General features: G+C 72.7%; 22 protein-coding genes. 16 read left to right on the forward strand and 6 right to left on the reverse strand.

Annotation, left to right across the window (positions count from 1 at the left end; translation table 11 throughout):
• Positions 1-26: 26 nt before the first annotated feature.
• The 7 genes from ACIQWX_RS26315 to ACIQWX_RS26345 all read left to right on the forward strand — a co-directional run bounded on the left by ACIQWX_RS26315 (position 27) and on the right by ACIQWX_RS26345 (position 8,857).
• The gene (locus ACIQWX_RS26315; protein WP_400876344.1) at positions 27-1,574 is read left to right on the forward strand and encodes an alkaline phosphatase D family protein; all 1,548 of its coding nucleotides are present in this window, start codon (positions 27-29) and stop codon (positions 1,572-1,574) included.
• Positions 1,575-1,633: 59 nt separating this feature from the next.
• A complete protein-coding gene (gene ndk / locus ACIQWX_RS26320; protein ID WP_400876346.1) occupies positions 1,634-2,044 on the forward strand; it encodes a nucleoside-diphosphate kinase in 411 nt (136 codons plus the stop codon).
• Positions 2,045-2,104: 60 nt separating this feature from the next.
• Complete coding sequence (locus ACIQWX_RS26325; RefSeq protein WP_400876349.1) at positions 2,105-2,824, forward strand: maleylpyruvate isomerase family mycothiol-dependent enzyme; 720 nt, start codon at positions 2,105-2,107, stop codon at positions 2,822-2,824.
• 132 nt (positions 2,825-2,956) lie between these two features.
• Entirely contained in the window at positions 2,957-6,235 is a 3,279-nt protein-coding gene (locus tag ACIQWX_RS26330; RefSeq protein ID WP_400877584.1) for a phosphodiester glycosidase family protein, read from the forward strand.
• A 41-nt stretch (positions 6,236-6,276) separates the two neighbouring features.
• Positions 6,277-7,221, forward strand: a complete 945-nt coding sequence (locus ACIQWX_RS26335; protein ID WP_400876352.1) for an ABC transporter ATP-binding protein — start codon at positions 6,277-6,279, stop codon at positions 7,219-7,221.
• On the forward strand, positions 7,221-8,027 hold the full coding sequence (locus tag ACIQWX_RS26340; protein ID WP_400876354.1) for an ABC transporter permease: 807 nt from the start codon (positions 7,221-7,223) through the stop codon (positions 8,025-8,027). Before ACIQWX_RS26335 ends, ACIQWX_RS26340 begins: the two co-directional genes overlap by 1 nt.
• Positions 8,027-8,857, forward strand: coding sequence for an ABC transporter permease (locus ACIQWX_RS26345; RefSeq protein WP_400876357.1), 831 nt, complete (start codon positions 8,027-8,029; stop codon positions 8,855-8,857). Before ACIQWX_RS26340 ends, ACIQWX_RS26345 begins: the two co-directional genes overlap by 1 nt.
• A 123-nt stretch (positions 8,858-8,980) precedes the next feature.
• Here ACIQWX_RS26345 and ACIQWX_RS26350 read toward each other — a convergent pair whose 3' ends face one another.
• Positions 8,981-10,396, reverse strand: a complete 1,416-nt coding sequence (locus ACIQWX_RS26350; RefSeq protein WP_400876360.1) for a S8 family peptidase — start codon at positions 10,394-10,396, stop codon at positions 8,981-8,983.
• A gap of 535 nt (positions 10,397-10,931) precedes the next feature.
• Here ACIQWX_RS26350 and ACIQWX_RS26355 point away from each other — a divergent pair.
• From ACIQWX_RS26355 to proB, 5 genes are all read left to right on the forward strand, one after another.
• Entirely contained in the window at positions 10,932-14,237 is a 3,306-nt protein-coding gene (locus tag ACIQWX_RS26355; protein WP_400876363.1) for a translation initiation factor IF-2 N-terminal domain-containing protein, read from the forward strand.
• A 164-nt stretch (positions 14,238-14,401) separates the two neighbouring features.
• Positions 14,402-14,716 (forward strand): 50S ribosomal protein L21, encoded by a 315-nt coding sequence (gene rplU, locus ACIQWX_RS26360; protein WP_086678418.1) that lies wholly within the window; start codon positions 14,402-14,404, stop codon positions 14,714-14,716.
• Between the two features lie 40 nt (positions 14,717-14,756).
• The gene (rpmA, locus tag ACIQWX_RS26365; protein WP_086846674.1) at positions 14,757-15,014 is read left to right on the forward strand and encodes a 50S ribosomal protein L27; all 258 of its coding nucleotides are present in this window, start codon (positions 14,757-14,759) and stop codon (positions 15,012-15,014) included.
• 112 nt (positions 15,015-15,126) lie between these two features.
• Entirely contained in the window at positions 15,127-16,581 is a 1,455-nt protein-coding gene (gene obgE / locus ACIQWX_RS26370) for a GTPase ObgE (protein WP_400876367.1), read from the forward strand.
• Entirely contained in the window at positions 16,578-17,687 is a 1,110-nt protein-coding gene (gene proB / locus ACIQWX_RS26375; RefSeq protein ID WP_400876369.1) for a glutamate 5-kinase, read from the forward strand. Before obgE ends, proB begins: the two co-directional genes overlap by 4 nt.
• A gap of 90 nt (positions 17,688-17,777) precedes the next feature.
• Here proB and ACIQWX_RS26380 read toward each other — a convergent pair whose 3' ends face one another.
• The 5 genes from ACIQWX_RS26380 to ACIQWX_RS26400 form a co-directional block, all read right to left on the reverse strand.
• Complete coding sequence (locus tag ACIQWX_RS26380; protein WP_400876371.1) at positions 17,778-18,062, reverse strand: putative quinol monooxygenase; 285 nt, start codon at positions 18,060-18,062, stop codon at positions 17,778-17,780.
• Complete coding sequence (locus tag ACIQWX_RS26385) at positions 18,059-18,445, reverse strand: PPOX class F420-dependent oxidoreductase (protein WP_400876374.1); 387 nt, start codon at positions 18,443-18,445, stop codon at positions 18,059-18,061. The genes ACIQWX_RS26380 and ACIQWX_RS26385 overlap by 4 nt, the downstream gene beginning before the upstream one ends.
• Before the next feature lie 12 nt (positions 18,446-18,457).
• Positions 18,458-20,182, reverse strand: a complete 1,725-nt coding sequence (gene argS / locus ACIQWX_RS26390; RefSeq protein ID WP_400876377.1) for an arginine--tRNA ligase — start codon at positions 20,180-20,182, stop codon at positions 18,458-18,460.
• Between the two features lie 70 nt (positions 20,183-20,252).
• Complete coding sequence (locus ACIQWX_RS26395) at positions 20,253-21,539, reverse strand: MFS transporter (protein ID WP_400876380.1); 1,287 nt, start codon at positions 21,537-21,539, stop codon at positions 20,253-20,255.
• A gap of 85 nt (positions 21,540-21,624) precedes the next feature.
• The gene (locus ACIQWX_RS26400) at positions 21,625-23,736 is read right to left on the reverse strand and encodes a RecQ family ATP-dependent DNA helicase (protein WP_400876382.1); all 2,112 of its coding nucleotides are present in this window, start codon (positions 23,734-23,736) and stop codon (positions 21,625-21,627) included.
• A 197-nt stretch (positions 23,737-23,933) separates the two neighbouring features.
• On the opposite strand from ACIQWX_RS26400, the gene nadD reads away from it, so the two are divergent.
• The 4 genes from nadD to octT are packed head-to-tail and all read left to right on the forward strand — an operon-like array spanning position 23,934 to position 26,301.
• On the forward strand, positions 23,934-24,503 hold the full coding sequence (gene nadD / locus ACIQWX_RS26405; RefSeq protein WP_400877585.1) for a nicotinate-nucleotide adenylyltransferase: 570 nt from the start codon (positions 23,934-23,936) through the stop codon (positions 24,501-24,503).
• A gap of 59 nt (positions 24,504-24,562) precedes the next feature.
• The gene (rsfS, locus tag ACIQWX_RS26410; protein ID WP_091316176.1) at positions 24,563-24,958 is read left to right on the forward strand and encodes a ribosome silencing factor; all 396 of its coding nucleotides are present in this window, start codon (positions 24,563-24,565) and stop codon (positions 24,956-24,958) included.
• Positions 24,955-25,569, forward strand: a complete 615-nt coding sequence (locus ACIQWX_RS26415) for a histidine phosphatase family protein (protein ID WP_400876385.1) — start codon at positions 24,955-24,957, stop codon at positions 25,567-25,569. Before rsfS ends, ACIQWX_RS26415 begins: the two co-directional genes overlap by 4 nt.
• A 3-nt stretch (positions 25,570-25,572) precedes the next feature.
• Positions 25,573-26,301, forward strand: coding sequence for a diglucosylglycerate octanoyltransferase (gene octT, locus ACIQWX_RS26420; RefSeq protein WP_400876388.1), 729 nt, complete (start codon positions 25,573-25,575; stop codon positions 26,299-26,301).
• Positions 26,302-26,305: the final 4 nt, after the last annotated feature.

Raw genomic sequence — 26,305 nt, forward strand, 5'->3', positions numbered from 1 at the left:
TGGCCGCGGCGGGATAGAAACCGCGCATGACCGAACCGACCCACCACTCCCGCCGCACCCTGCTCAAGGCCGGTCTCACCGGCGCCGCCGCCAGCCTCGTCCTGCCTTCGACGGCCTTCGCCGCGACGCCGCTGGTGCGCGCCGGCCGGCCCGTGCTCACCCACGGCGTCCAGTCCGGCGACGTCACGCCCGGCTCGGCGATCGTCTGGTCGCGGGCCGACCGGCCGTCGCGGCTGGTCGTCGAAATCGCGCGCGACCCGTCCTTCCGGCACGCGCGCCGGATCCCGGGGCCGCTCGCCGGGCCGGCCACCGGCGGGACCGGGCAGGTCCGCGTCGCCGGCCTCGCGCCCGGCACCGAGTACCACTACCGCGTCACGGCGGAGTCCCTCGACGGGCGCGCCACGAGCGAGCCGCTGACCGGCCGGTTCGCCACCGCGCCGGTGGGCCGCCGCGACACCCGGATCGTGTGGTCGGGCGACGTCGTCGGCCAGAACTGGGGCATCAACCCGGCCCTGGGCGGCATGACCATCTTCTCGGCGATGGCGGCCCGCCGCCCCGACCTGTTCCTGCACAGCGGCGACACGGTGTACGCCGACGGCCCGCTGACGGAGACGGTCACCCTGCCCGGCGGCCGCACGTGGCGCAACGTCGTCACACCGGAGAAGTCGAAGGTCGCCGAGACACTGGACGAGTTCCGCGGCCAGCACGCGTACAACCGGCTCGACGAGAACTTCCGGCGCTTCGCGGCGCAGGTGCCCTCGTGCGTCCAGTGGGACGACCACGAGGTCTCGAACAACTGGTACCCGGGCGAAGTCCTCGACAACCCGGCCTACACCGAGAAGCGCACGGACGTCCTCGCGCCGCGGGCGTACCAGGCGTTCCACGAGTGGCACCCGATCGACTCGCGCGCCGCGGTCGACGGCCGCGTCTACCGCAGCTTCAAGTACGGCTCGCGCGCGGAGATCTTCGTGCTGGACATGCGGACCTACCGCAACGCCAACACCGCGGACCAGACGAAGCCGGGTTACATCCTCGGCGACCGGCAGGCCCGCTGGCTGGCCGACGCACTCGGCCGCAGCACGGCGACGTGGAAGATCGTCCAGGCGGACATGCCGCTGGGCCTGGTCGTCCCGGACGGCACGGACATCGAAGCGGTGGCGAACAACCTCCCGGGCGCGCCGGGCGGCCGCGAGACGGAGCTGGCGTGGGTGCTGCGGGAGATCCAGCGCCGCCGCGTCCGCAACGTCGTGTGGCTGACGGCGGACGTCCACTACACGGCGGCGCACCACTATTCCCCCGACCGGGCGGCGTTCCAGGACTTCGACCCGTTCTGGGAGTTCGTGTCGGGGCCGCTGAACGCGGGCGCGTTCGGGCCGAACCAGCTCGACCCGACGTTCGGCCCGGAGGCGGTGTTCGTGCACGCCCCACCGACGGCGAACACGGCCCCGATCGACGGCTTCCAGCACTTCGGCGAGCTGAACATCGACGCCGGCAGCGGCGACCTGACGGTGGACCTGCGGGACGCCACGGGGGCGTCGCTGTGGTCCAAGAAGCTGCACCCGCAAGGCCGCTGACCGAGGTCGGCTACGCTCACGCGCACCGACCCTCACCCGTACCAAGGAGAAACACCGTCGTGACTGAACGCACGCTGGTCCTCGTCAAGCCCGATGGCGTCGCGCGCGGCCTCGTCGGCGAGGTCGTCTCGCGCATCGAGCGCAAGGGCCTGAAGCTCGCCGCCCTCGAGCTGCGGACCGTTCCGCAGGCGCTGGCCGAGGAGCACTACGCCGAGCACAAGGAGCGTCCGTTCTTCGGCGACCTGCTCGAGTTCATCACGTCGGGCCCGCTGGTCGCGCTCGCCGTCGAGGGCCCGCGCGCCATCGCCGCGTTCCGGCAGCTGGCCGGCGGCACCGACCCGGTCGAGAAGGCCATCCCGGGCACCATCCGCGGCGACTTCGCGCTGGAGACCCAGTACAACCTGGTCCACGGCTCGGACTCCCCGGAGTCGGCCGAGCGCGAGCTGAAGCTCTGGTTCCCCGACCTGTGATGCTGTGACCGGCACCGGGGCCGCGCCCGCCGCGCGGCCCCGGTTTCCTGGGGAGACCCGATGACGACGATGCCGTTCCCCGCCCGCGGGTACCTGCCGGTGCTGCGCGAGCTGACCGACGCGTTCGCCGAGCGGCTGCGCACCGGCGACCCGGCCGCGAAGGTGCCCGACTGCGCCGGCTGGACGCTGGCCGACCTCGGCACCCACCTCGGGAACGTGCACCGCTGGGCCGCCACCGTCGTCACCACCGGGGAAGTCCAGCCGCAGAACTTCGAAACCGGCCCGGGCGCCGATCTCGCGGCCTGGTACGCGGAAAGCGCCGGAATCCTGCTCGACGCCCTCGCCGAAGCGACTCCCGAAGACCGGTGCTGGCACTTCGGCGGCACCGCGAAGACCAAGGCGTTCTGGTTCCGCCGCCAAGTTCACGAGACCGCCGTCCACCTCGCCGACTCGGGCAGCGACCACGCGCTCGACCCGGCCGTGGCCGCGGACGGCGTCGACGAGGTCCTGACCGCCTGGCTCCCGCGCGTCACGCGCTGGCACGCCGCGCCGTCGCTGACCGCACCCCTCGCGCTGCGCGCCACCGACACCGGCGACGTCTGGACGCTGCACCCGGGCGAACCGCCCGCGCTCGGCCCGGCGACCGAACCCGCCGCGACCGCCGAGGCGACGGCCCGGGACCTCCTGCTGCACCTGTGGAAGCGCACGGCCACCCCACCGGACGTCAGCGGTGACACCGCGGTCGCCGACCAGCTCCTCAAGGCCCCTTTCACCGCCTGACCCGACAGCTGTTCTAGACCATTCAGGCGGCGTTCACCGGGAAGCCTTCCTCCGGCCGTGCCGCTGCGCTGTGCTGGTCCGGCTCACTCTCACTCGATACTGGGGTACCTGGTGAAGAAGCCACACATCGCGCTGCCGCTCGCCGCCCTGTTCGCGACGGTGTTCGTCGTCCCCGCCCACGCCGACCCGCTGAAGGCGCCGCTCGGCACGCCTCCGGTCGAGGCCGCGCCCGCCGCGTCGTCGGCTCGCGAAGGCGTGACCACCTTCGCCGCCGCGGACCCCGACGACGGCCTCGTCACCGGCAGCGCCACCACCGAGGTCGCGCCCGGGCTGAACCTCACCCAGTTCGACCGGTTCGACCCGGCGGGCTGGATCCGCGGCGACACCCTGTCCGTCGACCTGGGCAGCAAGGTCCTGAAGCCGACGTACCTGAGCCCCGGCACGGTCTCCGCGCGCACGCCGCTGTCGCAGCAGGTCGCGCGCACCGGCGCGGTCGCCGGCGTGAACGGCGACTTCTTCGACATCAACGCCACCGGCGCGCCGATCGGCGTCGGCATCGACCGCGGGCAACTGCAGACCGCGCCCGCCGCCGGGCACAACCTCACCGCGTCGATCACCGACGAAGGCAAGGCGCAGCTCGCTTCGGTCTTCCTCGAAGCGACCGTGACGCTGCCGGGCGGCACGGTGAAGGCCACGAACTTCAACAGCCCGGTCCTCGGTACCGACGCGATCGGCGTCTACACGCCGTTGTGGGGTGCCTCCGGGCGCGCGACGTCGGTGGCCGGAGCGTCGCGGGTGCGCGAGGTCGAGTTGCGCGACGGCGTCGTCACCGCGGTTCGCGACCAGCCCGCGGCCGGCCCCATCGCGGCCGGCACGACGCTGCTGCTGGCCCGCGAAGCCGGCGCGGACGCCCTCGCGGCGCTCAAGCCGGGTGACCCGGTGGGCGTCACGTACGCGCCGCGCTCGGACGCCGGCAAGATCGCGGTCGCCGTGGGCGGCAACGAAGTCCTGCTCCGCGACGGCGTCGTGCAGCCGGTCGACGACGTGGCCATGCACCCCCGGACCGCGGTCGGCTTCTCCGCCGACGGCCGGCGGCTGTGGCTGGCCACTGTGGACGGTCGCCAGGCCGACAGTCGCGGGATGACCGAGCTGGAACTGGCCCGGCACATGAAGAGCCTCGGCGCCGACGACGCCATCAACCTCGACGGCGGCGGCTCGTCGACGCTCCTGGCCCGCAACGAAGGCGAGGCCGCGCCGAGCGTCCGCAACGCGCCGTCGGACGGCGGGGAACGCCTGGTGCCCAACGGGATCGGCTTCGGGACCGTGCCCGGCAGCGGCAGGCTCACCGGCTTCGCGCCGGCGCCCGCCGTGGCGACCGGCGACGCGAACCGCGTGCTGACCGGCCTGACCCGGCACCTGGTCGCCGACGGCCACGACGAGACGGGCGCAGCCGTCGCCGCCGACCCGCGCTGGAGCACGTCGGACTTCCGGCGGGCGACCGTGACGCGCGGAGTCGTCACCGGCCACGGCGCCGGCAGCGTCGACGTCGTCGCCCGCGCCGGGCGCGCGTCCGGCAAGACGACGCTTTCCGTGCTGGGCAGGGCGATCCGGCTCGGCACGAGCACCGAGCAGGTCGCGCTGTCGGGCGCGGGCGCGAAGAGCACGTTCAAGGTCTACGGCTATGACGCGGACGGCTACGGCACCTGGCTGGAGCCCGACGACGTCAAGCTCGACTACGACCACTCCGTCGTGAAGGTCGAGCCGTCGGGCGACGGTTACACGGTGACCGCGCTGACCGCGTCCGGCGCGTCGGCGATCACCGCATCGGCCGCGGGCCTGACCACGCACCTGGCCGCCTCGGTCGGCACCGTGCCGCAGGTCGCGGCCCCGCTGGACGGCCCGGCCGGCTGGAGCGCGACGGTGTTCCCGGCGGTCGTCGGCGCGGCCCTGTCCGCGGCGCCCGGGCGGGACGGCGGCGCCGGTCTCGCGCTGGACTACCGGCTCACCGGCACGACCGCGACGCGCGCCGCGTACGTGACGCCTTCGTCGCCGCTTCCGGTCCCTTCGGGAACGCAGAAGATCGGGCTGTGGGTGAACGGCGACGGCAAGGGTGCCTGGCTGCGCGCCGAACTGCGCGACGCCGCCAACGTGGCGTCCATTGTGGACCTTTCGCTGAGCGTCGACTGGACGGGCTGGCGGTACGTCACCGCGGCGGTCCCGGCCGGGCTGCCCGACGGCCAGCGCCTGGCGCGGTTCTACGCCGTCGAAAACGTGCCGGACCAGCAGTACGAGGGGCACCTCGTGTTCGACGACCTGACGTTCGAGGTGGCGCCGACGACCACCGTGCCCGCCGATCCGGCCCCGCACGACCCGGCGCTGGTCACCGACGGGGTTCTGGCGGGCGGCCTGCGCGTCGCGGTCGTCAGCGACGCGCAGTTCACCGCGGACGACCCGGCGGGCCCGCTGGTCGCCCAGGCTCGGCGGGCGCTGCGGGAAGCCGTCGCGGCGAAGCCGGACCTGGTGCTGATCAACGGCGACTTCGTCGACCGCGGCACGGCGCCCGACTTCGTCTTGGCGAAGCAGGTCATCACCGAGGAACTGGACGGCAAGGTGCCCTGGTACTACGTGCCGGGCAACCACGAGGCCGAGGGTGGCAACGGCCTGGCCAACTTCCAGGCCGCGTTCGGCGTGACGCACCGGGTCGTCGACGTGCACGGCATTCGGCTGGTGTTGATGGACTCCTCGCGCGGCTCGCTGCGCGCGGGCGGGTTCGACCAGGTCCGGATGCTGCGGGACGCGCTCGATTCGGCGGCGAAGGACCGGTCGGTCCGCGGGGTCGTCGTCGCGATGCACCACCCGGTGAAGGACCCGAGCCCGACCGGGAACTCCCAGCTCGGCGACCGGAAGGAAGCCACGCTGCTGAGCCAGTGGCTGACCGGGTTCGAGCAGGCGTCCGGCAAACCGGCCGCTTCGGTGGCTTCGCACGCGGGCGTGTTCTCGCTGTCGCGCGTGGACGGCGTGCCGTACCTGGTCAACGGCAACTCGGGCAAGGCACCCGCGGCCGCGCCCGGCGACGGCGGGTTCGTCGGCTGGACGCTGCTGCGCGTCGACCCCGCCGACCGCGCCCAGCCGGTGCGCTTCGAGACGCGGCCGAACGTCGACTCGCTCACCGTTTCGGGACCGTCGTCGCTGAAGCGCGGCGAACGCGCGGTCGTCCGGGCTTCGCTGCGGCAGGGCAGCCGGGACGTCCCGGTCTCCTACCCGGTGAGCGCGGACTGGACGGTCGGCTGGGGTGTCGTTTCGTTCGATCCCGCGTCCGGGGTCCTGACGGCGCTGCGGCCGGGTGTCGCGCGGTTGTCGGTGACGGTCAACGGGGTGACGCAGTCGCTGGTCGTGACCGTGCGCGGCTAAACCGTTCGGTTTTTGTCGGTGCCCGCTCGTATGGTCGGGGGGTGGACGAATCGGAGGACCGGGAACCGGCGCTGGTGCAGGCCAAAGCACTGGTGAAGCGCTTCGGCGAGTTCGAGGCCGTGCGCGGGATCGACGTCGAGGTGCGGCGCGGGGAGGCGTTCGGCTTCCTCGGCCCGAACGGCGCGGGCAAGTCGTCGACGATGCGGATGATCGCGTGCGTGTCACCCCGCACCGACGGCGACCTGCGCGTGCTGGGGCTGGACCCGGAGGTGGCCGGGCCGCGGATCCGCGCGCGCCTGGGCGTCGTGCCGCAGCAGGACAACCTGGACGTCGAGCTGACGGTCCGGGAGAACCTGCTGATCTACGGCCGCTACTTCGGCCTGTCCCGGGCGGCGGCCCGGCGCAAGGCGGACGAGCTGCTGGAGTTCGCGCAGCTGACCGACCGGGCGGGGGACAAGGTCGACCCGCTCTCGGGCGGCATGAAACGACGGCTGACGATCGCGCGCTCGCTGGTCAACGACCCGGAGCTGCTGCTGCTCGACGAGCCGACGACGGGGCTCGACCCGCAGGCCAGGCACCTGCTGTGGGACCGGTTGTTCCGGTTGAAGGCCCAGGGCACGACGCTGATCGTGACGACGCACTACATGGACGAGGCGGAGCAGCTGTGCGACCGGCTGGTCGTGATGGACCACGGCCGCATCGCGGCGGAGGGTTCGCCGGCGGAGCTGATCAAGCGGTACTCGACGCGCGAGGTCGTCGAGCTGCGGTTCGCGTCGGGGGAGCAGGCCGCGGCGGCGCAGCAGGTCGAAGGGCTGGCCGACCGCGTGGAGATCCTCCCGGACCGGGTCCTGCTGTACAGCGACGACGGCGAGGCGGCGCTGGAACACGTGCACGCCCGCGGCGTCCGGCCGCTGTCGAGCTTGGTGCGGCGCAGCTCGCTGGAGGACGTGTTCCTCCGGTTGACCGGCCGGACGCTGGTGGACTGATGACGACCGTCGAACCCACCGGCCGGGTGGTCGGCACCTGGCACGGCGCCTGGCTGCGCGTCGAGGGGTACTGGACCTGGTACCGCCGCCACTGGGTGTCCACTTTGTACTCCACCGGCCTCCAGCCCGTCCTCTTCCTCGCCGCCATGGGCCTCGGCTTCGGCTCGCAGGTCCGTCCCGGCGCGGCCACCGGCGGCCTGTCCTACCTGCAGTACATCGCGCCCGCCCTGCTCGCCGCCGGTGCCGCGCAGCAGGCCGTCGGCGATTCGAGCTATCCCGTGCTGTCCGGGTTCAAGTGGCAGAAGGACTACCTGGCCGTCACCGCCACCCCCGTGTCACCCGGGCAGGTCCTCGGCGGCCACCTGATCTGGACGGCCCTGCGGCTCACGCTCGCCGGCGCGATCTACGCGTTCGTCGCGCTGTTCTTCGGCGCCTGGACCGGGCCCGGCGTGCTGCTGGTGATCCTCGTCGGCACGGTCACCGGCCTCGCCTGCGCCACGCCGATCACCGCGCTGGCGGCCCGGACGTACGACGAGGGCCAGCGGTTCGGGATCATCTTCCGGTTCGTCGTGATGCCGATGACGTTGTTCTCCGGCACGTTCTTCCCGATCTCCCAGCTGCCGGGCGCGATCCGCTGGCTGGCCTGGCTGTCCCCGCTCTGGCACGGCACGCAGCTGGCCCGCGGCGTGAGCCTCGGCGGGGTCGGCGGCTGGGCGGTGCTCGGCCATCTCGCGGTGCTCGCGGCGTTGTTCGCGGCCGGGTGGGCGCTCGCGCACCGGGCCTTCTACCGGCGGCTGGTGGTCTGATGGTGAGCGTCCAAGCCCCGCCCGCGCGGGCCGGGCTGCTGCTGCGGATCCTGCCGACCGGGCTGTACGCGGGCCGGGCCCGCATGCTCGTCGAGCGGTCCGTGCGGGTGAGCTGGAACAGCTGGCTGATGTTCCTCTCCGGCGCGGCCGAGCCGTTCCTCTACCTGCTGGCGTTCCAGCTCGGGTTCGGCAAGCTCGTCACCGAGGTGGCGGGCCCGGACGGCCACCCGATGGACTACGTCGCGTTCGTGGCGCCGGCGCTGCTGGCGACGTCGGCGATGAACGGCGCCGTCTTCGAGTCGACGTACAACCTGTTCTTCAAGCTGCGGTACGCGAAGCTGTACGACGCGATGCTGGCGACGCCGATCGGCCCGCTGGACATCGCGCTGGGCGAGATCGGCTGGGCGATGACCCGCGGCGGCGTCTACGCGGTGGCGTTCCTCGCGATCGCGGCGGGGATGGGACTGCTGGCGTCGTGGTGGGCGCTGCTGATGGTCCCGGCGGCGCTGCTGGTGGGCCTGGCCTTCTCGGCGATCGGCATGGCGCTGGTGACGTTCCTGAAGTCGACGGCCCAGTTCGACTACATCGCGCTGGGCCTGATGCCGATGTTCCTGTTCGCGACGACCTTCTTCCCGCTGTCGGTGTACCCGGAGCCGCTGCAGTGGGTGGTCCGCTGCCTCCCGCTGTACCACGGGATCGAGCTGATGCGCGGCCTGGCGAACGGCCTGCTGTCGGGGAGCATGCTGGTCAACCTGGCCTACCTGCTGGTCCTGGGCGCGGTGGGCCTGTGGGCGTCGACGAGGAGGATCGCCAAGCTCCTGCTGACGTGAGCGCGGCGGTCGCCCCGGTCGAGGCCGCCGCTCGCCGCCGACCCGCCGCAACCGGCCGCCGTGACGGGTCGCGGCGCTCCGCCGCAACCGAGCAGCCCGAATCCGCGCTGACCGCCGTCCGGCTCAGCGGGCCGGGTCGGGCTTGCCCCGCGGCACGGCGGCGGCCAGCGCGTCCACCATCCCGTGGCCGTAGAAGCCGTTGAACCCCTCGTAACCCGCGCAGTAGGCGTCCTGGGTGCCGTCGCCGGTGAGGTCGTAGTCGGCCGGGCACGGCATCGGCATCGCCTGGGCGTCGAGCGTCCGCCGCAGCTGGCGCGGGCCCGCGTTCGGCAAGGCGGACGCCAGCAGCGCCAGCACCCCGGTGACGTGCGGCGCGGCCATCGACGTCCCGCACAGCGGCGCGTACCCGCCCGGCACCGTCGAAAGCACGCACTCGCCGGCCTCCCCGCCGGGGGCCGTGACGTCGATCACGCCGAGCCCGTACGAGCTGTAGCCCGCCTTCACCCGGTCCGAGCCGACGGCGGACACCGCGACGACGTCCCGCAGCGCGGCCGGCAGCGCTTCGCACCCGGACCCCGGCCCGGGCGAGCCCGAGCGCGCCGACGGCGTCAGGTCGACGGCCTCGTTCGTCGCCGCGGCGACGTTCAGCGTCCCGGCCGACGTGCTGTACTCCACCGCCCGCGCCAGCACCTCGTGCACCACCCCGCGGTCGTCGCCGCGGATGCACGACAGCGTCCACGGGTTCACGAAGAAGCTGCTGTTCGTCAGCCGCAGGTGGCGTGAGGCCGCCCACATCAGGCCGCACACCGCGGCCTCCGGGTCGGCGTAGCCGCGGTCGTCGATCACCTTCACCGACGCCACGCGGACGCCGGGCGCCACGCCCGTGGTCCCGCGCCCGTCGCCGGCCGCCGCGATGATCCCCGCCACGTGCGTGCCGTGCACCGACGTCGTCGGCGCCCAGGCGGACGGCGCCCGGTCGGGCTCCCCGGTCAGGCAGCCCGCGGAGTCGTCGCGATCGAGGGCGCCGGCCAGGTCCGGGTGGTTCGGGTCGATCCCCGAGTCGAGCACGCCGACGACGACGTCGCGGCTGCCTTCCCCAGCGCCGCCCGCGTTGATCATCCGCATGTCCCACTGCTGCCCGCGCAGATCTGTGGTGGGCACGCGGGCGGGGTCGGTGACGGGCAGCGTGGCCCGCGCGGGCTGCGGCCTGGCCTCGGTGACGCGCTGCGCGGCCAGCCGCTCGGCCTGGGCGCTGAAGGCCCGGTCGAGCCCGATCCGGGCGCCGAACGCCGGGTCGCCGGAGGTGGCGACCGCCACGGCGATCTGCGGGTAGTAGACGGTGGTGGCGCCGCACGCCGCCGTTACCTGCTCGCGGGCGGCGGGCTCGGCCGTGCCGCGGTCGAAGGCGACGACGTAGCGCAGGGCCCGGCCGTGACCGCAGGCGGGCGCTTCGGCCACCGCCGGACCGGCGGTGACGCATCCCGAAAGCACCAGTACGGTGCACACGGCCGCCCGCAGCGGCCGCGCCAGCAGGGACACCGGACCTCCCACCGGATGCAGGAACCGCGGGTGCCGGCGCGCGAGATCCCGGTCACCCCGAGCCGCACGGTAGCCACCCCGTGCCCGCCGGACAAGCGATCCGGCCAAGTTCCCCCGGCCGGTGGGTGCGCGGCGCGCCCGGCGGCGTGGGCGGAGGTACCGAGTACACCGGAGCAGTCACCCGGTGTGGGATACTCGGGGTGGCCGCTGGGCCGCGGGGCGCACGTGAGAGGTGCTGCCTGCGGCGTTGTGGCCCGGTGAGGTGCACGAACCAGCACGACGCGCGTCGCCGCCCGGAGCCGGGCGGCTGGACGACGTGGCGGGCGGCCCGGGGGCCGCGAGTGCCGCGCACCGCGCCGAGCAGACCTTTGACCGGGCTGCGCGTCACCGGGATGCGGTGGTGCGGCGCCCGGTCGTCGGGCAAGGATTCCCGTCGCTGGTGACCACCACGGCGGAACGAACAGAAAGGGGCCCCTGCGCGGCCGCGTCCCTGCCGGTGCGAACCGGCAGACGCGCCCGGGGGCGGAGGAGACACATGTCGAACGCGGAAACACCCGCCGAGCACACCGGCGGGAATCCCGCCACACCCACGAGCGGCCCCCTGGCCGACCTGCCGCCCCGGATCCGGGTGCACGCGCTGGCGAAGCTGCTGCAGAAGCACAGCCGGGACGTCCTCGCCCAGCTCGCCGAGCTGGGGGAAAGCGTGCGCAGCGCGCAGTCGAGCGTGACGAGGGACGTGGCGCTCAAGGTGGCCGAGGCCTTCGCGCCCGCCGAGGGTGAAGGGTCGACCGGCACGCCCGAGCCGACCGCGGCCGGCCAGGACCAGCCGGCCGGCCAGGGCGGCGCAGACCGGCCGTTCACCGAAGGCGGCGCCGGTCGTCAGGACGAGGCCACGGGCCAGGCTGGCGCGAGCCAGCCGCTCACCGAGGGCGCCGGTCGTCAGGGCCCGGCCGCCGGTCACGGCAGCGCGGGTCAGGACCAGTCCGCGGGCCAGAGCCAGCCGTCCGCCCAGCAGCCCGCCGGCCAGAACCAGCCCACCGGCCGGGGCAACGCCGACCGGCCCTTCGCGCAGCAGCCCGCCGGCACCGCCGGCCGTGGCGACGACGCGCAGGACCAGGCCGCCGGCCGCGGTGCCGGTCAGCCGTCCGCCCAGGGTGGCGCCGGCCGGAGCCGTGCCGCCGCCGGTCAGCCGTTCGCCCAGCAGACCGCCACCGGCCAAGCCGCCGAGCAGGCTCCCGCCGCCGAGTCCGAGAAGCCGCGCCCGCGGCAGAAGACCCGCGCCCACCTGCCGGTCTTCGCCGCACCCTCGCCGGTCTTCCTGCCGCCGGAGCCCGCCGAGCCCGCGGCCAAGCCGGCCCGCAAGCCCGCCGACCCGTTCGCCGAGCCGGAGCCCCGCCCGGAGCGCGCGGAGCGCACCCGCCCCGAGCCCGAGGCCGCCGAGGAAGAGGCCGAAGAAACCACCCCGGCCACCGACCTCGACGAAGACGACGACGCCGGCAGCCGCCGCCGTCGCCGCCGGGGCCGCCGTGGCCGCGGCCGCGGCAAGGGCGCCGACGGTGGCGACGAGACCGCCGAGAACGACGACCAGGCCGAGGAGCAGCCGCGCCGGAAGTCCCGCAACGGGGACGAAAAGCCCGAAGCGGACACCGAAGAGCCCGAAGAAGCCGAAGCCGACTCCGACAACGACAGCGACGAGGGCGAAGGCGGCAGCAAGCGCCGTCGCCGCCGCCGTCGCCGCAAGGGCTCGGACGGCGACGACGCCGAGGGCACCGACGACCCGCCCAACACCGTCACGCACGTCCGCCAGGCGAAGGCCGAGCAGGCCGAGCGCGAGCGCCCGGCGCGCGACGAGGTGCGCAGCGTCCGCGGGTCGACCCGGCTCGAGGCCAAGCGCCAGCGCCGCCGCGACGGCCGCGAGGCCGGCCGCCGCCGCGCCCCGATCCTGTCCGAGGCCGAGTTCCTGGCCCGCCGCGAAGCGGTCGAGCGCACGATGGTCGTCGCCGAGCACGGCGACTCCACCCAGATCGCGGTGCTCGAGGACGGCGTCCTCGTCGAGCACTTCGTGACGCAGTCGGGCTCCGGCTCGATCGTCGGCAACGTCTACCTCGGCCGCGTCCAGAACGTGCTGCCGAGCATGGAGGCCGCGTTCATCGACATCGGCCGCGGCCGCAACGCCGTGCTGTACGCCGGCGAGGTCGACTGGGACGCCGCCGGCCTGGAGGGCAAGGCCCGCAAGATCGAGCAGGCGCTCTCGACCGGCGACTCGGTGCTGGTCCAGGTCACGAAGGACCCGGTCGGGCACAAGGGCGCCCGGCTGACCACGCAGATCTCGCTGCCCGGCCGCTTCCTCGTCTACGTGCCCGCGGGCGGCGCCACCGGCATCTCGCGCAAGCTGCCGGAGAACGAGCGCCGCCGGCTCAAGGACATCCTCAAGCGGATCGTCCCGGAGGACGCGGGTGTCATCATCCGCACCGCCTCCGAGGGCATCGGCGAGGAGGAGCTGGGCCGCGACGTCGACCGCCTGAAGGCGCAGTGGGACGTCATCAAGGAGAAGGCCGCCGCCGGTTCCGGCAAGAAGGGCGGCGCGCCGACCATGCTCTACGAAGAGCCGGACCTGCTGGTCAAGGTCGTGCGTGACCTCTTCACCGAGGACTTCACCAAGCTGGAGATCCAGGGCAACCGCTCCTGGGAGACGATCAACGGCTACGTCAGCCACGTCGCGCCGGAGCTCACCGAGCGCCTCAAGCGCTACACCGGCACCGGCGACGCGTTCGCCGACCACCGGATCGACGAGCAGATCACCAAGGCCCTCGACCGCAAGGTCTGGCTGCCCAGCGGCGGTTACCTGGTCATCGACCGCACCGAGGCGATGACGGTGATCGACGTCAACACCGGCAAGTTCACCGGATCGGGTGGCAACCTCGAGGAGACGGTGACCCGCAACAACCTGGAGTCGGCGGAGGAGATCGTCCGCCAGCTCCGGCTGCGGGACATCGGCGGCATCATCGTGATCGACTTCATCGACATGGTGCTCGAGTCCAACCGGGAGCTGGTGCTGCGCCGCCTCACCGAGTGCCTCGGCCGTGACCGCACGCGCCACCAGGTCGCCGAGGTCACCTCGCTCGGCCTGGTGCAGATGACCCGCAAGAAGATCGGCACCGGCCTGCTGGAGGCGTTCTCGACGCCGTGCGAGCACTGCAAGGGCCGGGGCGTGCTCGTCTCGACCGAGGTGCAGCGCGCGGGCGGCGGCTCGCACTCCCACGGCGGGAACGGCAACGGCGGCGGTGGCAACGGTGGCGGTGGCGGCGGGGAGAAGAGCTCCCGCCGGTCGCGGGGCCGCGGCAAGGGCGAGGAGGCCGCCAAGGAGCAGGCCGAAGCCGCCAAGGCCGAGGTGCACGCGGTGCCGCCGCCGGAGCGGCGCGAGTCGATCGCGTCCGCGGTGGCGGCGGTGGCCAACGCCTCCAAGGCCGTCAAGGAGCACGACCAGGGCGCGGTGAACGGCACCGGGCCCGCCCGGGAGGTCGCGGACGTCCCGGCGACCACGGAGGCGGACGAGACGCCGGTGACGGCCGAGCCGCCCGCCGAGCCCGCCCAGGAGGTCGCCGGCACCCCGGTGACCACCGAAGCGGACGAGGCGCCGGTGCCGCCGGAGGAAGAGCCCGAGGTCGAGCGGACCCCGGCGCCGGAACCCGCGGAGGAGCCGGTCAACGAGGCTCCGGAGGCCGCCGAGCCGGAGGTCAGCGTGCCCGAACCGGCCGCGCGCTCCACCCGGCGCCGTCCGCGCCGGGCCGCGTCACGCCCGGCGGGCCCGCCGGTGCACGCCTCCGACCAGAGCAAGTGAACGACTAGGGGGACCCCGGTGGTAACGCACCGGGGCACCCCACGTAACCTGTAGTACGGCCTGCCACCAGAGCAGGTCGCTGCGCGAGTCCAGGACCGCCGTCTCCACCAGGTGGGCCGGTCGCGCGGGCCCCCACCCATTGTCGAGTAATGCAGGAGACTTCCGTGTCGGCGTACGCGATCGTCAAGACCGGCGGCAAGCAGTACAAGGTGGCCGTCGGCGACGTCGTCGAGGTCGAGAAGCTCGAGGGCGAGCCGGGCACCGAGCACATCCTCCCCGCCGTTTTGTACGTCGACGGTGGCGAGGTCACCACGGACGCCGACGCGCTGGCGAAGGTCTCGGTCACCGGCAAGGTCGTCGAGCAGACCAAGGGTCCGAAGATCCGGATCCACAAGTTCAAGAACAAGACGGGCTACCACAAGCGCCAGGGTCACCGGCAGAAGCTGACCCGCGTCGAGGTCACCGCCATCTCCCTGTAAGAACTTCTCCGGATCTGCTTTTCAGAAAGAGGGCTGAGCCATGGCTCACAAGAAGGGTGCGTCCAGCTCCCGCAACGGTCGCGACTCGAACGCGCAGCGCCTCGGCGTCAAGCGCTTCGGCGGCCAGGAGGTCAACGCCGGCGAGATCCTGATCCGCCAGCGCGGCACCAAGTTCCACCCCGGCGTGAACGTCGGCCGCGGCGGCGACGACACGCTGTTCGCCCTGGCCGCCGGTGCGGTCCAGTTCGGCGAGAAGCGTGGTCGCAAGACGGTCAACATCGTGCCGTCGGAAGCCTGAGTTTCGGCTTCTGTCTAGACCTCTGACGAGGGGTGGGGCCGGAATATCCGGTGCCACCCCTCGTTTGTTTTGTCAGTACCCCTTTGGTTTCGCGAGTGAATAGAGGCAAGTCATGGCGTCCCGGTTCGTGGACCGCGCGGTCATCCACCTGACCGCCGGTGACGGGGGCAACGGCTGTGCCTCGGTGCACCGCGAGAAGTTCAAGCCCCTCGGCGGCCCCGACGGCGGCAACGGCGGCAACGGCGGCGACGTCCTGCTGGTCGTCGACCCCAACGTGCACACCCTGCTCGACTTCCACTTCCGCCCGCACGCCAAGGCCGGCAGCGGCAAGATGGGCCAGGGCGGCAACCGCGCCGGCGCGGCGGGGGAGACGCTGGTGATGAAGGTGCCGTCCGGCACCGTCGTGTTCACCGAGGACGGCGAGATGGTCGCCGACCTGATCGGCCCCGGCACCACGTTCGTCGCCGCCCAGGGTGGCCGCGGCGGCTTGGGCAACGCGGCGCTCGCGTCGAAGGCCCGCAAGGCCCCCGGGTTCGCCCTGCTGGGCGAGCCGGGCGAGGCCCGCAGCCTGACGTTGGAGCTGCGTTCGGTCGCCGACGTCGGCCTGCTCGGCTTCCCGTCCGCCGGCAAGTCGTCGCTGATCTCGGTGCTGTCCGCGGCCAAGCCGAAGATCGCCGACTACCCGTTCACCACGCTGGTGCCGAACCTCGGCGTCATCACCGGCGGCGAAACGGTGTTCACGATGGCCGACGTGCCCGGCCTGATCCCCGGCGCGTCCGAGGGCAAGGGTCTCGGCCTCGACTTCCTCCGCCACATCGAGCGCTGCGCGGTGCTGGTGCACGTCGTCGACTGCGCGACGCTGGAGCCGGGCCGCGACCCGGTGTCCGATGTGGACGCGCTCGAAGAGGAGCTGGCCAAGTACACCCCCGGGCTCGGCGGCAAGCTCGAGGAACGTCCCCGCGTGGTCGTCCTCAACAAGATCGACGTCCCGGAGGCCGCCGAGCTCGCCGAGTTCGTCCGGCCGGAGTTCGAGGCCCGGGGCCTGCAGGTGTTCGAGGTCTCGACCGCGTCGCGCAAGGGCCTGCGCGAGCTGACGTTCGCGCTGGCCGCCGTCGTCGAGAAGTACCGCGAGGCGCAGCCGGTGCTGGAGCCGGAGAAGATCGTCCTGCGGCCGCTCGCCGTCGACGACTCCGGGTTCACCGTCGAGGTCGACCCCGAAGAGGAGGGCGCGTTCATCGTGCGTGGCGCCCGCCCGGAGCGGTGGATCCGCCAGACCAACTTCGGCAACGACGAGGCCGTCGGCTACCTCGCCGACCGGCTCAACCGCCTCGGCGTCGAGGACGAGCTGGCGAAGCTCGGCGCGAAGCCGGGCAGCCCGGTCACGGTCGGCGACGTCCAGTTCGAGTGGGAGCCGTCGACGCCGTCGGTGGCGGTGCACCTGTCCGGCCGCGGCACCGACGTCCGGCTGGAGCGCACCGACCGCGTCGGCGCGGCCGAGCGCAAGGAGGCCCGCCGGATCCGCCGCGACGGCACCGGCGAGGACGACGACTTGGACCCCGACGCGTGAGCGGCACGCGCGAAGCGATCGCCGCGGCCCGGCGCCTGGTCGTCAAGGTCGGCTCCTCGGCCCTGACGACGGCGGGCAGCGGCCTCGACGTGGCCCACCTGGACGCGCTGGTCGACGCGATCGCCGAGCGCGTGTCCCGCGACGCGCAGATCGTGCTGGTGTCCTCGGGCGCGATCGGCGCCGGCCTGGCACCGCTGTCGCTGGGCAAGCGCCCGCGTGACCTGGCGACCCAGCAGGCGGCGGCGAGCGTGGGGCAGCTGCAGCTGGCGCACGCGTACGCGGAGTCGTTCGGCCGGTATGCGCTGACGGTCGGCCAGGTGCTGCTGACGTCGGACGACGTCGTCCGCCGGTCCCACTACCGCAACGCGCAGCGCACGTTTTCACGGCTGCTCGCGCTGGGCGCGGTCCCGGTGGTCAACGAGAACGACACGGTGGCGACGGAAGAAATCCGCTTCGGCGACAACGACCGCCTGGCGGCCCTGGTGGCCCACCTGATCGGCGCGGACGCGCTGGTGTTGCTGTCCGATGTGGACGGTCTGTACGACGGAGACCCCCGCGACGGCGCCACCCGCAAGCTGACGGAAGTCCTGTCGGAGTCCGATGTGGACGGAATTTCGGTCGGCATGTCGAGTTCCGGCCTGGGCACGGGCGGCATGGTGTCCAAGCTGGCGGCGGCCCGAACGGCGGCGGGAGCGGGCATCCCGGTCCTGTTGGCGGCGGCTTCGGAAGCCTCGGCGGCGTTGACGTCGGCATCCCCGGGAACAGCGTTCGCCCCGGCGGACACGCGCTTGTCGGCCCGCAGGTTCTGGCTGGGCTACGCGGCGGACACGACGGGAACGCTCCGCCTGGACGACGGCGCGGTGACGGCGGTGGTCCGCCGCCGCAGGTCCCTGTTGGCCGCGGGGATCACGGGCGTTTCAGGCGAGTTCCAGGCCGGGGACGTGGTGGATCTGGTGGACGCGAAGGACCGCCCGGTGGCCCGCGGAGTGGTGGCGTTCGACGCAACCGAGCTGCCGGACCTGATCGGCCTGTCGTCGCACGAGATCCCGGAGGAGCAGAGGCGAGAAGTCGTCCACGCCGACGACCTGGTCCCCCTGCGCCGCTGACCACACCCCAGCCGGAACTTTCCCTATGAAAGCTCTGCCTCCGTCACCCCAGCGAGACCAGCCGGGCGCCGACCTGGTCGCGGATCCGGGTTACGGCGCCTCGACCGCCGAAATCCGGTAGCGCGCGACCGACGCGTCGAGGATCTGCGCCGTCTGCTCGTCCGACGGCCCGGACCCGCGGAAACGCTCGAGGTCCGCATCGGACTCCCAGCGCTCGTACACGGTGATCCGGCCGGGGTCGAGCAGGTCGGCACCCAGCGCGTACTCCAGGCAGCCGGGCGCCTCCCGCGCGAGCCGGACGGCTTCCGCGCACCCGGCCAGGTAGGCTTCACGCTCGTCGGGAGCGACGGCGAGCCACCCGGCGACGATGATCACGACGCGATCCGATCCGCCTTGATCGTCAGCAGCAGCCGCGTCTGGTCGCGCCCGCCCCACCACGGGTACGGGCCGCCGAGGTAGCGCTGAGCCAGTTCCTCGATGTGCTCGACGGCGCCGTCCTCGGTCATCTCGAGGACCCGCCCGCGGATCGCGAAGTAGCGCGACGGCCGGTCGCGGTCGGCGACGTTGAGCGCCACCCGCGGGTCGCGCGCGATGTTGCGCTGCTTCTGGTGGCCCAGCACGGTGTTGACGAGGATGTGCGTGCCGTCGGTGTCCACCCAGGTCTGGGTGAGCTGCGGCGAGCCGTCCGGCATCAGCGTCGACAGGAAGCAGAGGCTGGGCTCGCGCAGCAGGGCGAGCAGGTCGCCGGGCAGTTCCACAATGGTCTCCCGCTAGAGCTGGTCGGGCGCTTCGATGCCGAGCAGGGAAAGCCCGAGCGCGAGCGTGTGCGACGTCAGCGTAGTCAACCTCAGCCGCGACGCGCGCAGCGACGGTGAGGACGCTTTCAAGACCGGACATTCCTCGAAGAACCGGGAAAACGCGACGGCCGTCTCGTACAGGTACGTACAGAGCTTGTGCGGTGCGTACGCCGTCGTCACGGCCTTCAAGGCTTCGCCGAACCGGAGCAGCTTCACCGCCAGGGCCCGTTCCTCCGGCGCTTCCAGCAGAATTTCCGTGCCGTCGGGCACGCCACCCGCCTTGAGGAGGATCGACCGCGTCCGCGCGTGCGCGTACTGCAGGTACACCGAGGTGTTGCCCTCCTTGGCGAGCATCCGGTCCCACGCGAAGACGTAGTCGCGCTCGCGGTCGCCGGACAGGTCGGCGTATTTCACGGCGCCGATGCCGACCGCCCGCGCGACCTCGGCTTGGCCGGCGGCGTCGAGCTCACTGCGTTCGGCGACGACCGCGGCGGCCTGCGAGACGGCTTCGGTGAGCAGGTCGGCCAGCTTGACCGTGTCGCCGGCCCGGGTCCGCATCGTCTTGCCGTCGGCGCCCAGGACCGTGCCGAAGCCGATGTGCTCGGCGTGGCCGGTCAGCCAGCCGGCGGCGCGGCAGACGGCGAACACCATCGCGAAGTGCTGCGCCTGCGGTGCCCCGACGACGTAGAGCAGGTCGGTCGCACCGCGTTCGGCCGTCCAGTACCGGGCGGTGGCCAGGTCGGTCGCCGCGTAGCCGTAGCCGCCGTCGCGCTTGCGGACGATCAGCGGCAGCCGGTCGCCCTCGCGGTTGCGGAACCCCTCGGGGAACACGCAGATCGCGCCGTCGCTGACCTCCGTCAGTCCCGCCTTTTCGAGATCGTCGACCACGGCGGCGAGGTACGGGTTGTAGAAGCTCTCGCCGTAGATGTCCTCGTCCGTCAGCGAAATCCCGAGCAGCGCGTAGACCTCGTTGAAGTGCCGCGTCGACTCGGCGATCAGCTCTCGCCACACGCCGAGCGTCTCTTCGTCGCCGCTTTGCAGCAGCACCACCCGTTCGCGCGCGCGGGTCGCGAACGCGTCGTCGGTGTCGAACTTCCGGCGCGCTTCGCGGTAGAAGGCGTCGAGGTCGGCGATGGCGCTCCGGCCGGCCGAGACGTCGAGCAGGTGCTCGATGAGCATCCCGAACGGCGTGCCCCAGTCGCCGAGGTGGTTGTGCGGCAGCACTTCGTGCCCGGCGAACCGCAGCAGCCGGGCGAGGGCGTCGCCGATGACCGTCGTGCGCACGTGCCCGACGTGCATCTCCTTGGCGACGTTCGGGCTGCTGTAGTCCAGCGCGATCCGCCGCGGCGCCGGCGTTTCCGGCACCCCGAGACGCGGGTCGCCGAGCAGCGCGGCCGTCCGGTCTTCGAGCCATTCCTTGCGCAGCACGAAGTTGAGGAAGCCAGGGCCGGCGACTTCGGGTGTTCCCGCGATCCCGTCGAGTTCCAGCGCCCCGGCGATCAGCCCGGCGACCTCGCGCGGCGGCCGGCCGAGCCGTTTGCCGAGGCTCATCGCGAGGTTGGCCTGGTAGTCGACGCCCTCGCGCGGCGACGCCTGGACCAGCGCCTGGTCCGTCGACAGTTCGACGTCCAGCACCTTGCCGGCGGCGGCCACCACGCGGCGGGCCAGCTCCTCGGTAACGTCGGCGGTCTGCGGCACGGTGTCCCTCCTTCGGCTCGGTCACGGAAGCCCGCAGCGTAGCGAGCGTGACCGGCCGGCGACGAAGGGTTTACCGCAGCTCGCTGCCCTTCGTTTCGGGCAGCGTGAGGATGACGGCGAACGCGATCGCCGCCCCCGCGGCGACGTACCAGAAGTAGAGCGTCTGCGACACCGTGCCGAAGAGCGTGATGAGCAGCGGCGCGGTACCGCCGAAGATCGCGACGGTCAGGTTGTACCAGGCGCCGATCCCCAGCCCGCGCAGTTCGGTCGGGAACAGCTCGCTCATGATGGCCGGCGCGATCGACGTCATCGCCGTGTACAGGCCGAGCCCGACGCAGAACACCACGAGCAGGCCGCCGACGTTCGGACCGATCAAAGTGGACAGCGGCACGACGACCACCGCGGTCACCCCGGACCACACGAGCAGCTGCGGCTTCCGCCCGACCCGGTCGGCGAGCGCCCCCATCGGGTACTGCAGCGCGATGAACAACGCCGTGCCGACCGAAAGCGCGAGGAAGACGGCGTCGGCGTCGGCGTGCCGGTTCTTCACCGCGAACGACGTCAGCGCGCTGAAGAACGTGTAGTAGCAAAGCGTCGAGAGCATCGTGAAGCCGACGAGCCTGCCGACGGCCTTGGGGTGGTGCGTCAGCGTCGTCAGCAGCGGCCGTTCGAGCTTGCGCGCCTTGGTCTTCGTCTGCTCGAACAGCTCGGTCTCGGCGAGGCTCCGGCGCAGCCACAGCCCGACCAGGCCGAAGACGCCGCCCAGCAGGAACGGCAGCCGCCAGCCCCAGGACGCGAGCTGCGCCTTGTCCAGCACGCGGGCCAGGACGAACCCGAGCACGGTCGCGATCAGCACGGCCGACCCCGTCGAGATGTAGAAGAACGCCGAGTACCGGCCGCGACGCTCCCGTGGCGCGATCTCGCCCAGGTAGGCCGACGCGTTCGACACCTCCCCGCCGAGCGACAGCCCCTGCGCGATGCGGGCGAGCAGCAGCAGGATCGGCGCGAGCCACCCGACCTGCGAGAACGTCGGCAGCAGCCCGATCGCCACCGACCCGCCCGCCATGAGCAGGATGGTGAGGATCATGGCCGGCTTCCGGCCGCGCGTGTCCGCGAAGCGCCCGAGCAGGACCCCGCCCAGCGGGCGGAAGAAGAACGCGAGCGCGTAGGTGGCGAACGTGTTGATCAGGGCCAGGGTGTCGTTCCCGGCGGGGAAGAACGCGCCGGCGAAGTAGATGCTGAACGTCGCGTAGATCGTCCAGTCGAACCACTCCAGCGCGTTGCCCGCGCTCGCCGCGAACAGCTTGCGCACCGGCAACCGGTGCCGCTGGGTTGCCTGAACGGTGGACTCGGTCATGGCGGCCTCCACGTCACCCGAAGGTGGAACGGGACTTTGCCACATCCGTTCGCGGTTCGAAAGGTTCTGACCGTCCTCCCTTCTCCTAAGCCGTGCTCGCCAGCGCGAACGGCAGGACCGCGGGCGCCCCGGCCCGCCGCAGCAGGCGTGCGGCCAGTGTCATCGTCCAGCCCGTGTCGATGACGTCGTCCACCAGCAGCACCGGCCCGGACGGCAGGATCCCCGCGAGGTCGGCCGGCATGCTCAGCCGCCGCCACAGGTCCGCCAGCCGTTGCGCGCTGTTCGCCTGGCGCGGCGGTGGTCCCTCGGCGTCGAGCGCCCCGAGGAAGTCCAGCTTCCCGATCTCGGCCAGGCGCGTCGCGAGGCTGTACACGAGCTGCGGCCGCGTTTCGGACGGGACGGCGACCACCGCCACCGGCCGTTGTGCCCACTGCCAGCCGGCCAGTACCTGCACGCACGCCTTGAACACCGAGTCCGGCACCTCGGCGTCCTTCGCCTGCGGACCGACCAGCTCCCGCAGCCGGTTGCCCCAGCCGACGTCGGTGAGCCGCCCGAGCACCTGGCCCGGCTCGGCCTGGTCGTCCGCCCCGATCCGGCCGGAGACCGGAACGTCCAAAGAGGACATCCCGGTGGGCCACTGCTTCCGGGGCGCCACCTCGACCCCCGGCCGCTGCAGCCGTTCGCGGGTCGCCTCGGCGACGTCGTCGGACACCGCCGTGTCCCAGTGCTGCCCGGTGCAGTTGTCGCACCGCCCGCACGGCGCCGCCTCGGGGTCGTCGAGCTGGCGCCGCAGGTACTCCATCCGGCAGCCGTCCGTGGCCAGGTAGCCGAGCATCGCCGTCTGCTCGCGTTCACGGGCCTCCGCGACCCGCCGGTACCGCCCGCGGTCGTACTCCCAGTCCTCGCCCGTGCTCGTCCAGCCGCCCTTGACGCGCCGCACCGCGCCGTCGACGTCCAGGACCTTGAGCACCATTTCCAGCCGGGACCGGGAAAGCTCGACCGACGGCTCGAGCGCCGCGGTCGACAGTGGACGGTCGGCGTAGGCGAGCGTGTTCAGCACCTGCGTCACCCGCAGCTCGTCCGGGAAGGCCAGCGAGCCGAAGTACGCCCAGATCGCCCGGTCCTCCTCGCCGGGCAGCAGCACGACCTCCGCGCGTTCCACGCCACGCCCGGCGCGGCCGACCTGCTGGTAGTAGGCGATCGGCGACGACGGCGCTCCGAGGTGCACGACGAACCCGAGGTCCGGCTTGTCGAACCCCATGCCCAGCGCCGACGTCGCGACCAGGGCCTTGACGCGGTTGCCGAGCAGGTCGTCCTCGGCCGCCTGCCGGTCGGCCGGGTCGGTCTTGCCGGTGTAGGCCGCCACCGGGTAGCCGCGGTCCTTCAGCAGCGACGCGACGTCGTGCGCCGCCGCCACGGTCAGGCAGTAGATGATCCCCGAGCCCGGCAGCTCGGCCAGGTGGTCGGCGAGCCACGCCAGCCGCGCCTGCGACGTCGGCAGCCGGCACACCGACAACCGCAGGCTCTCCCGGTCGAGGGTGCCGCGCAGCACGAGCGTGTCGGAGCCGGTGCCGAGGCCCAGCTGCTCGGCGACGTCGGTGACCACGCGGTCGTTCGCGGTCGCCGTGGTCGCCAGCACCGGCACGCCCTCGGGCAGGTCGCCCAGCAGCGTGCGCAGGCGCCGGTAGTCCGGCCGGAAGTCGTGCCCCCAGTCGGAGATGCAGTGCGCTTCGTCGACCACCAGCAGGCCGGTGCTCGCGGTCAGCTTCGGCAGCACGTTGTCGCGGAAGTCCGGGTTGTTCAGCCGTTCGGGGCCGACCAGGAGGACGTCGATCTCGCCGGCCGCGACCGACGCCTGGACCTGGTCCCACTCCTGCGGGTTCGCGGAGTTCATGGTCGCCGCGTGGATCCCGGCCTTGGCCGCCGCCGAGATCTGGTTGCGCATCAGGGCGAGCAGGGGGGAGACGATGACCGTCGGCCCGCTGCCCTGTTCGCGCAGCAACGCCGTGGCCAGGAAGTACACCGCCGACTTGCCCCAGCCGGTGCGCTGCACGACCAGCGCGCGGCGCCGCTGCGCGACCAGGGCCTCGATGGCCGTCCACTGGTCTTCGCGCAGCTTCGCCGAGTCGCCGGCCAGTGCCCGGAGGAGGGTTTCGGCGCGGTCTCGGAGGGCTGGGGTGGTGCTGGTCGTGTCCACGTCCCCACGTCTACCCCATGGCACCGACAGACCGGGAATCGGCGGCGTCGCGAACGGACCGTTCGCGACGAATACGGGCCGTTATGTGACCTGAATCACATCTCTTGCCCGGTCGGGCGAGGTGTCCCACAGCACCCGGCTCCGGGGCTCGCGGCTGTATAGGCTCTCCGGTCATGTCACCACGGCGGATCGGGGTCATGGGCGGCACGTTCGACCCCGTGCACCACGGCCACCTCGTCGCGGCCAGCGAGGTCCAGTCCCGGTTCGGGCTCGACGAAGTGATCTTCGTCCCGACCGGTCAGCCATGGCAGAAGACCAGCCGCCAGGTGACCAGGGCCGAGGACCGCTACCTCATGACGGTCATCGCGACCGCGTCCAACCCGGTCTTCTCGGTCAGCCGCGTCGACATCGACCGCGGCGGCCAGACCTACACCGTCGACACGCTGCGCGACCTCCACGCCGAGTACCCGGACGACCAGCTCTTCTTCATCACCGGCGCCGACGCGCTCGAGCAGATCCTGACCTGGCACAAGGCCGACGAGCTGTTCGACTTCGCGCACTTCATCGGCGTCACGCGGCCCGGCTACCGGCTGAACTCGCACCACCTGCCCAGCGGCAAGGTGAGCCTCGTCGAGGTCACCGCGATGGCGATCTCCTCGACCGGCTGCCGCGAGCGCGTCGAACGCGGGGAGCCGGTCTGGTACCTCGTGCCCGACGGCGTCGTCCGCTACATCGCGAAGAAGGATCTCTACCGGAAGAGCGACTGAAGGGCCCCTGGTCGCGGCGGGTACTCTTCTCGGGCGAACCCGATCTGAGAAGGAGCACCGTGGCAGCCACGTCCGAGGCACGAGAGCTGGCCGTAGCGGCCGCACACGCGGCGGCGGACAAGAAGGCCAGCGACGTCGTCGTGCTGGACGTGTCCGAGCAGCTCGTCATCACCGACGCCTTCGTCATCGCCTCCGCGTCCAACGAGCGCCTGGTCGGCGCCATCGTCGACAACGTCGAGGAGAAGCTGCGGGAGAGCGGGCACAAGCCGGTCCGCCGCGAAGGCGCCCGCGAGGGCCGCTGGGTCCTGCTGGACTACGTCGACGTCGTCGTGCACGTCCAGCACGTCGAGGAGCGCTCCTTCTACGGCCTCGAGCGGCTGTGGAAGGACTGCCCGCGCATCGAGGTGGCCGGTCTCGAGGAGCCACCCGCCGACGAGGACCCGGACGTCCCGTGAGCCCGCGGCGGCTCGTGCTCTGGCGCCACGGCGAGACGGACTACAACGCCGCCGGGCGGATGCAAGGCCACCTGGACTCGGCGCTGACCCCGCGGGGCTGGAACCAGGCCCGGTTCGCGGTGCCCGCGCTGGCCCGGTTCTCGCCGGACCTCGTCATCGCGTCCGACCTGCGCCGCGCCACCGACACGGCCACCGTGCTCACCGACGCGATCGGCGTCCCGCTGCGGATCGACAAGCGGCTGCGCGAGACGCACCTCGGCGAGTGGCAGGGCCTGACCGGCGCCGAGGTCGACGAGGCCTACCCCGGTGAACGCGCCCGCTGGCGCCGGGACGCCACCTGGGCGCCGCCGGGCGGGGAGAACCGCCTCGACGTCGCCGACCGCGCCGGCGAAGTCGTCACCGACCTGCAGCAAGCCAACTCCGAAGCGGGCGAGACCGTGCTGCTGGCCGCGCACGGCGGCCTGATCACGGCACTCACCGCGCACCTGCTGAACCTGCCGGTGGAGACCTGGCCGTCGCTGGGCGGGATCTCGAACTGCCACTGGGTCGAGCTGGGCGTGCGGGACGGGAAGTGGCGGCTGCGCGCCTACAACGCGGGGATGCACGGCTAGCCGATGGGGCCGCGCCTGCTGGTGTTCGGCGATTCGCTGAGCTTTCACGGTCCCGAAGGACCCTGCGCCGCCGACGAACCGCGGCTGTGGCCGAACGTCGCGGCCGCCGCGCTGGGCGGCACCGCCGACCTGGTCGCCGGCATCGGCTGGACCGCGCGGGACGCCTGGTGGTCGCTGACCGGCGACCCGCGCGTGTGGGCCGACCTGCACCACGTCGACGCGGTCGTCCTGGCGGTCGGCAGCATGGACACGCTGCCCTCGCCGTTGCCGACCTACCTGCGCACGGGCTTGAAGTACCTGCGGCCCGACCCCGTGCGTCGCGTGGTGCGCAAGGCCTACCTCGCCGCGCAGCCCCGGCTTTCCGTTGCCTTCCGAGGCCGTCCCGTGGTGCTGCCGGCCAAGCTGACCGTGCAGTACCTCGACACCGCGGTCGGCGCGTTGCGTGTCCTGCGCCCCGACCTGCCGATCTTCAGCATGCTGCCGTCGGTGCACCGCGCGGCGGCCTACGGTGGCGTGCACACCGCGCGCCCGGCCGCGACGGCCGCGATGACGGCCTGGGGCGCGCGAGCGGGAGTGCCGTTGCTGGACCTCGAAGCCGTTGTCGGGGACCACGTCCTGAGCGGCGAGGGCAACCCGGACGGCATGCACTGGGGCTGGAAGGGGCACGCCGCGGTGGGCGACGCGATGTCCGTGTTGATGGCACCGGTGCTGGCCCCCGGCCACGTAGGCTGACGGC

Origin of the sequence: Amycolatopsis sp. NPDC098790 (genome assembly GCF_044759945.1) — a bacterium.
In the GTDB taxonomy this organism is placed as follows: domain Bacteria; phylum Actinomycetota; class Actinomycetes; order Mycobacteriales; family Pseudonocardiaceae; genus Amycolatopsis.

Bases quoted from the DNA above. Each gene is read 5' to 3' on its own strand.
- ACIQWX_RS26315 (WP_400876344.1), top strand. From the start codon at position 27: ATGACCGAACCGACCCACCACTCCCGCCGCACCCTGCTCAAGGCCGGT.
- ACIQWX_RS26325 (WP_400876349.1), top strand. From the start codon at position 2,105: ATGACGACGATGCCGTTCCCCGCCCGCGGGTACCTGCCGGTGCTGCGC.
- ACIQWX_RS26340 (WP_400876354.1), top strand. From the start codon at position 7,221: ATGACGACCGTCGAACCCACCGGCCGGGTGGTCGGCACCTGGCACGGC.
- ACIQWX_RS26345 (WP_400876357.1), top strand. From the start codon at position 8,027: ATGGTGAGCGTCCAAGCCCCGCCCGCGCGGGCCGGGCTGCTGCTGCGG.
- ACIQWX_RS26355 (WP_400876363.1), top strand. From the start codon at position 10,932: ATGTCGAACGCGGAAACACCCGCCGAGCACACCGGCGGGAATCCCGCC.
- rpmA (WP_086846674.1), top strand. From the start codon at position 14,757: ATGGCTCACAAGAAGGGTGCGTCCAGCTCCCGCAACGGTCGCGACTCG.
- obgE (WP_400876367.1), top strand. From the start codon at position 15,127: ATGGCGTCCCGGTTCGTGGACCGCGCGGTCATCCACCTGACCGCCGGT.
- ACIQWX_RS26395 (WP_400876380.1), bottom strand. From the start codon at position 21,539: ATGACCGAGTCCACCGTTCAGGCAACCCAGCGGCACCGGTTGCCGGTG.
- nadD (WP_400877585.1), top strand. From the start codon at position 23,934: ATGGGCGGCACGTTCGACCCCGTGCACCACGGCCACCTCGTCGCGGCC.
- octT (WP_400876388.1), top strand. From the start codon at position 25,573: ATGGGGCCGCGCCTGCTGGTGTTCGGCGATTCGCTGAGCTTTCACGGT.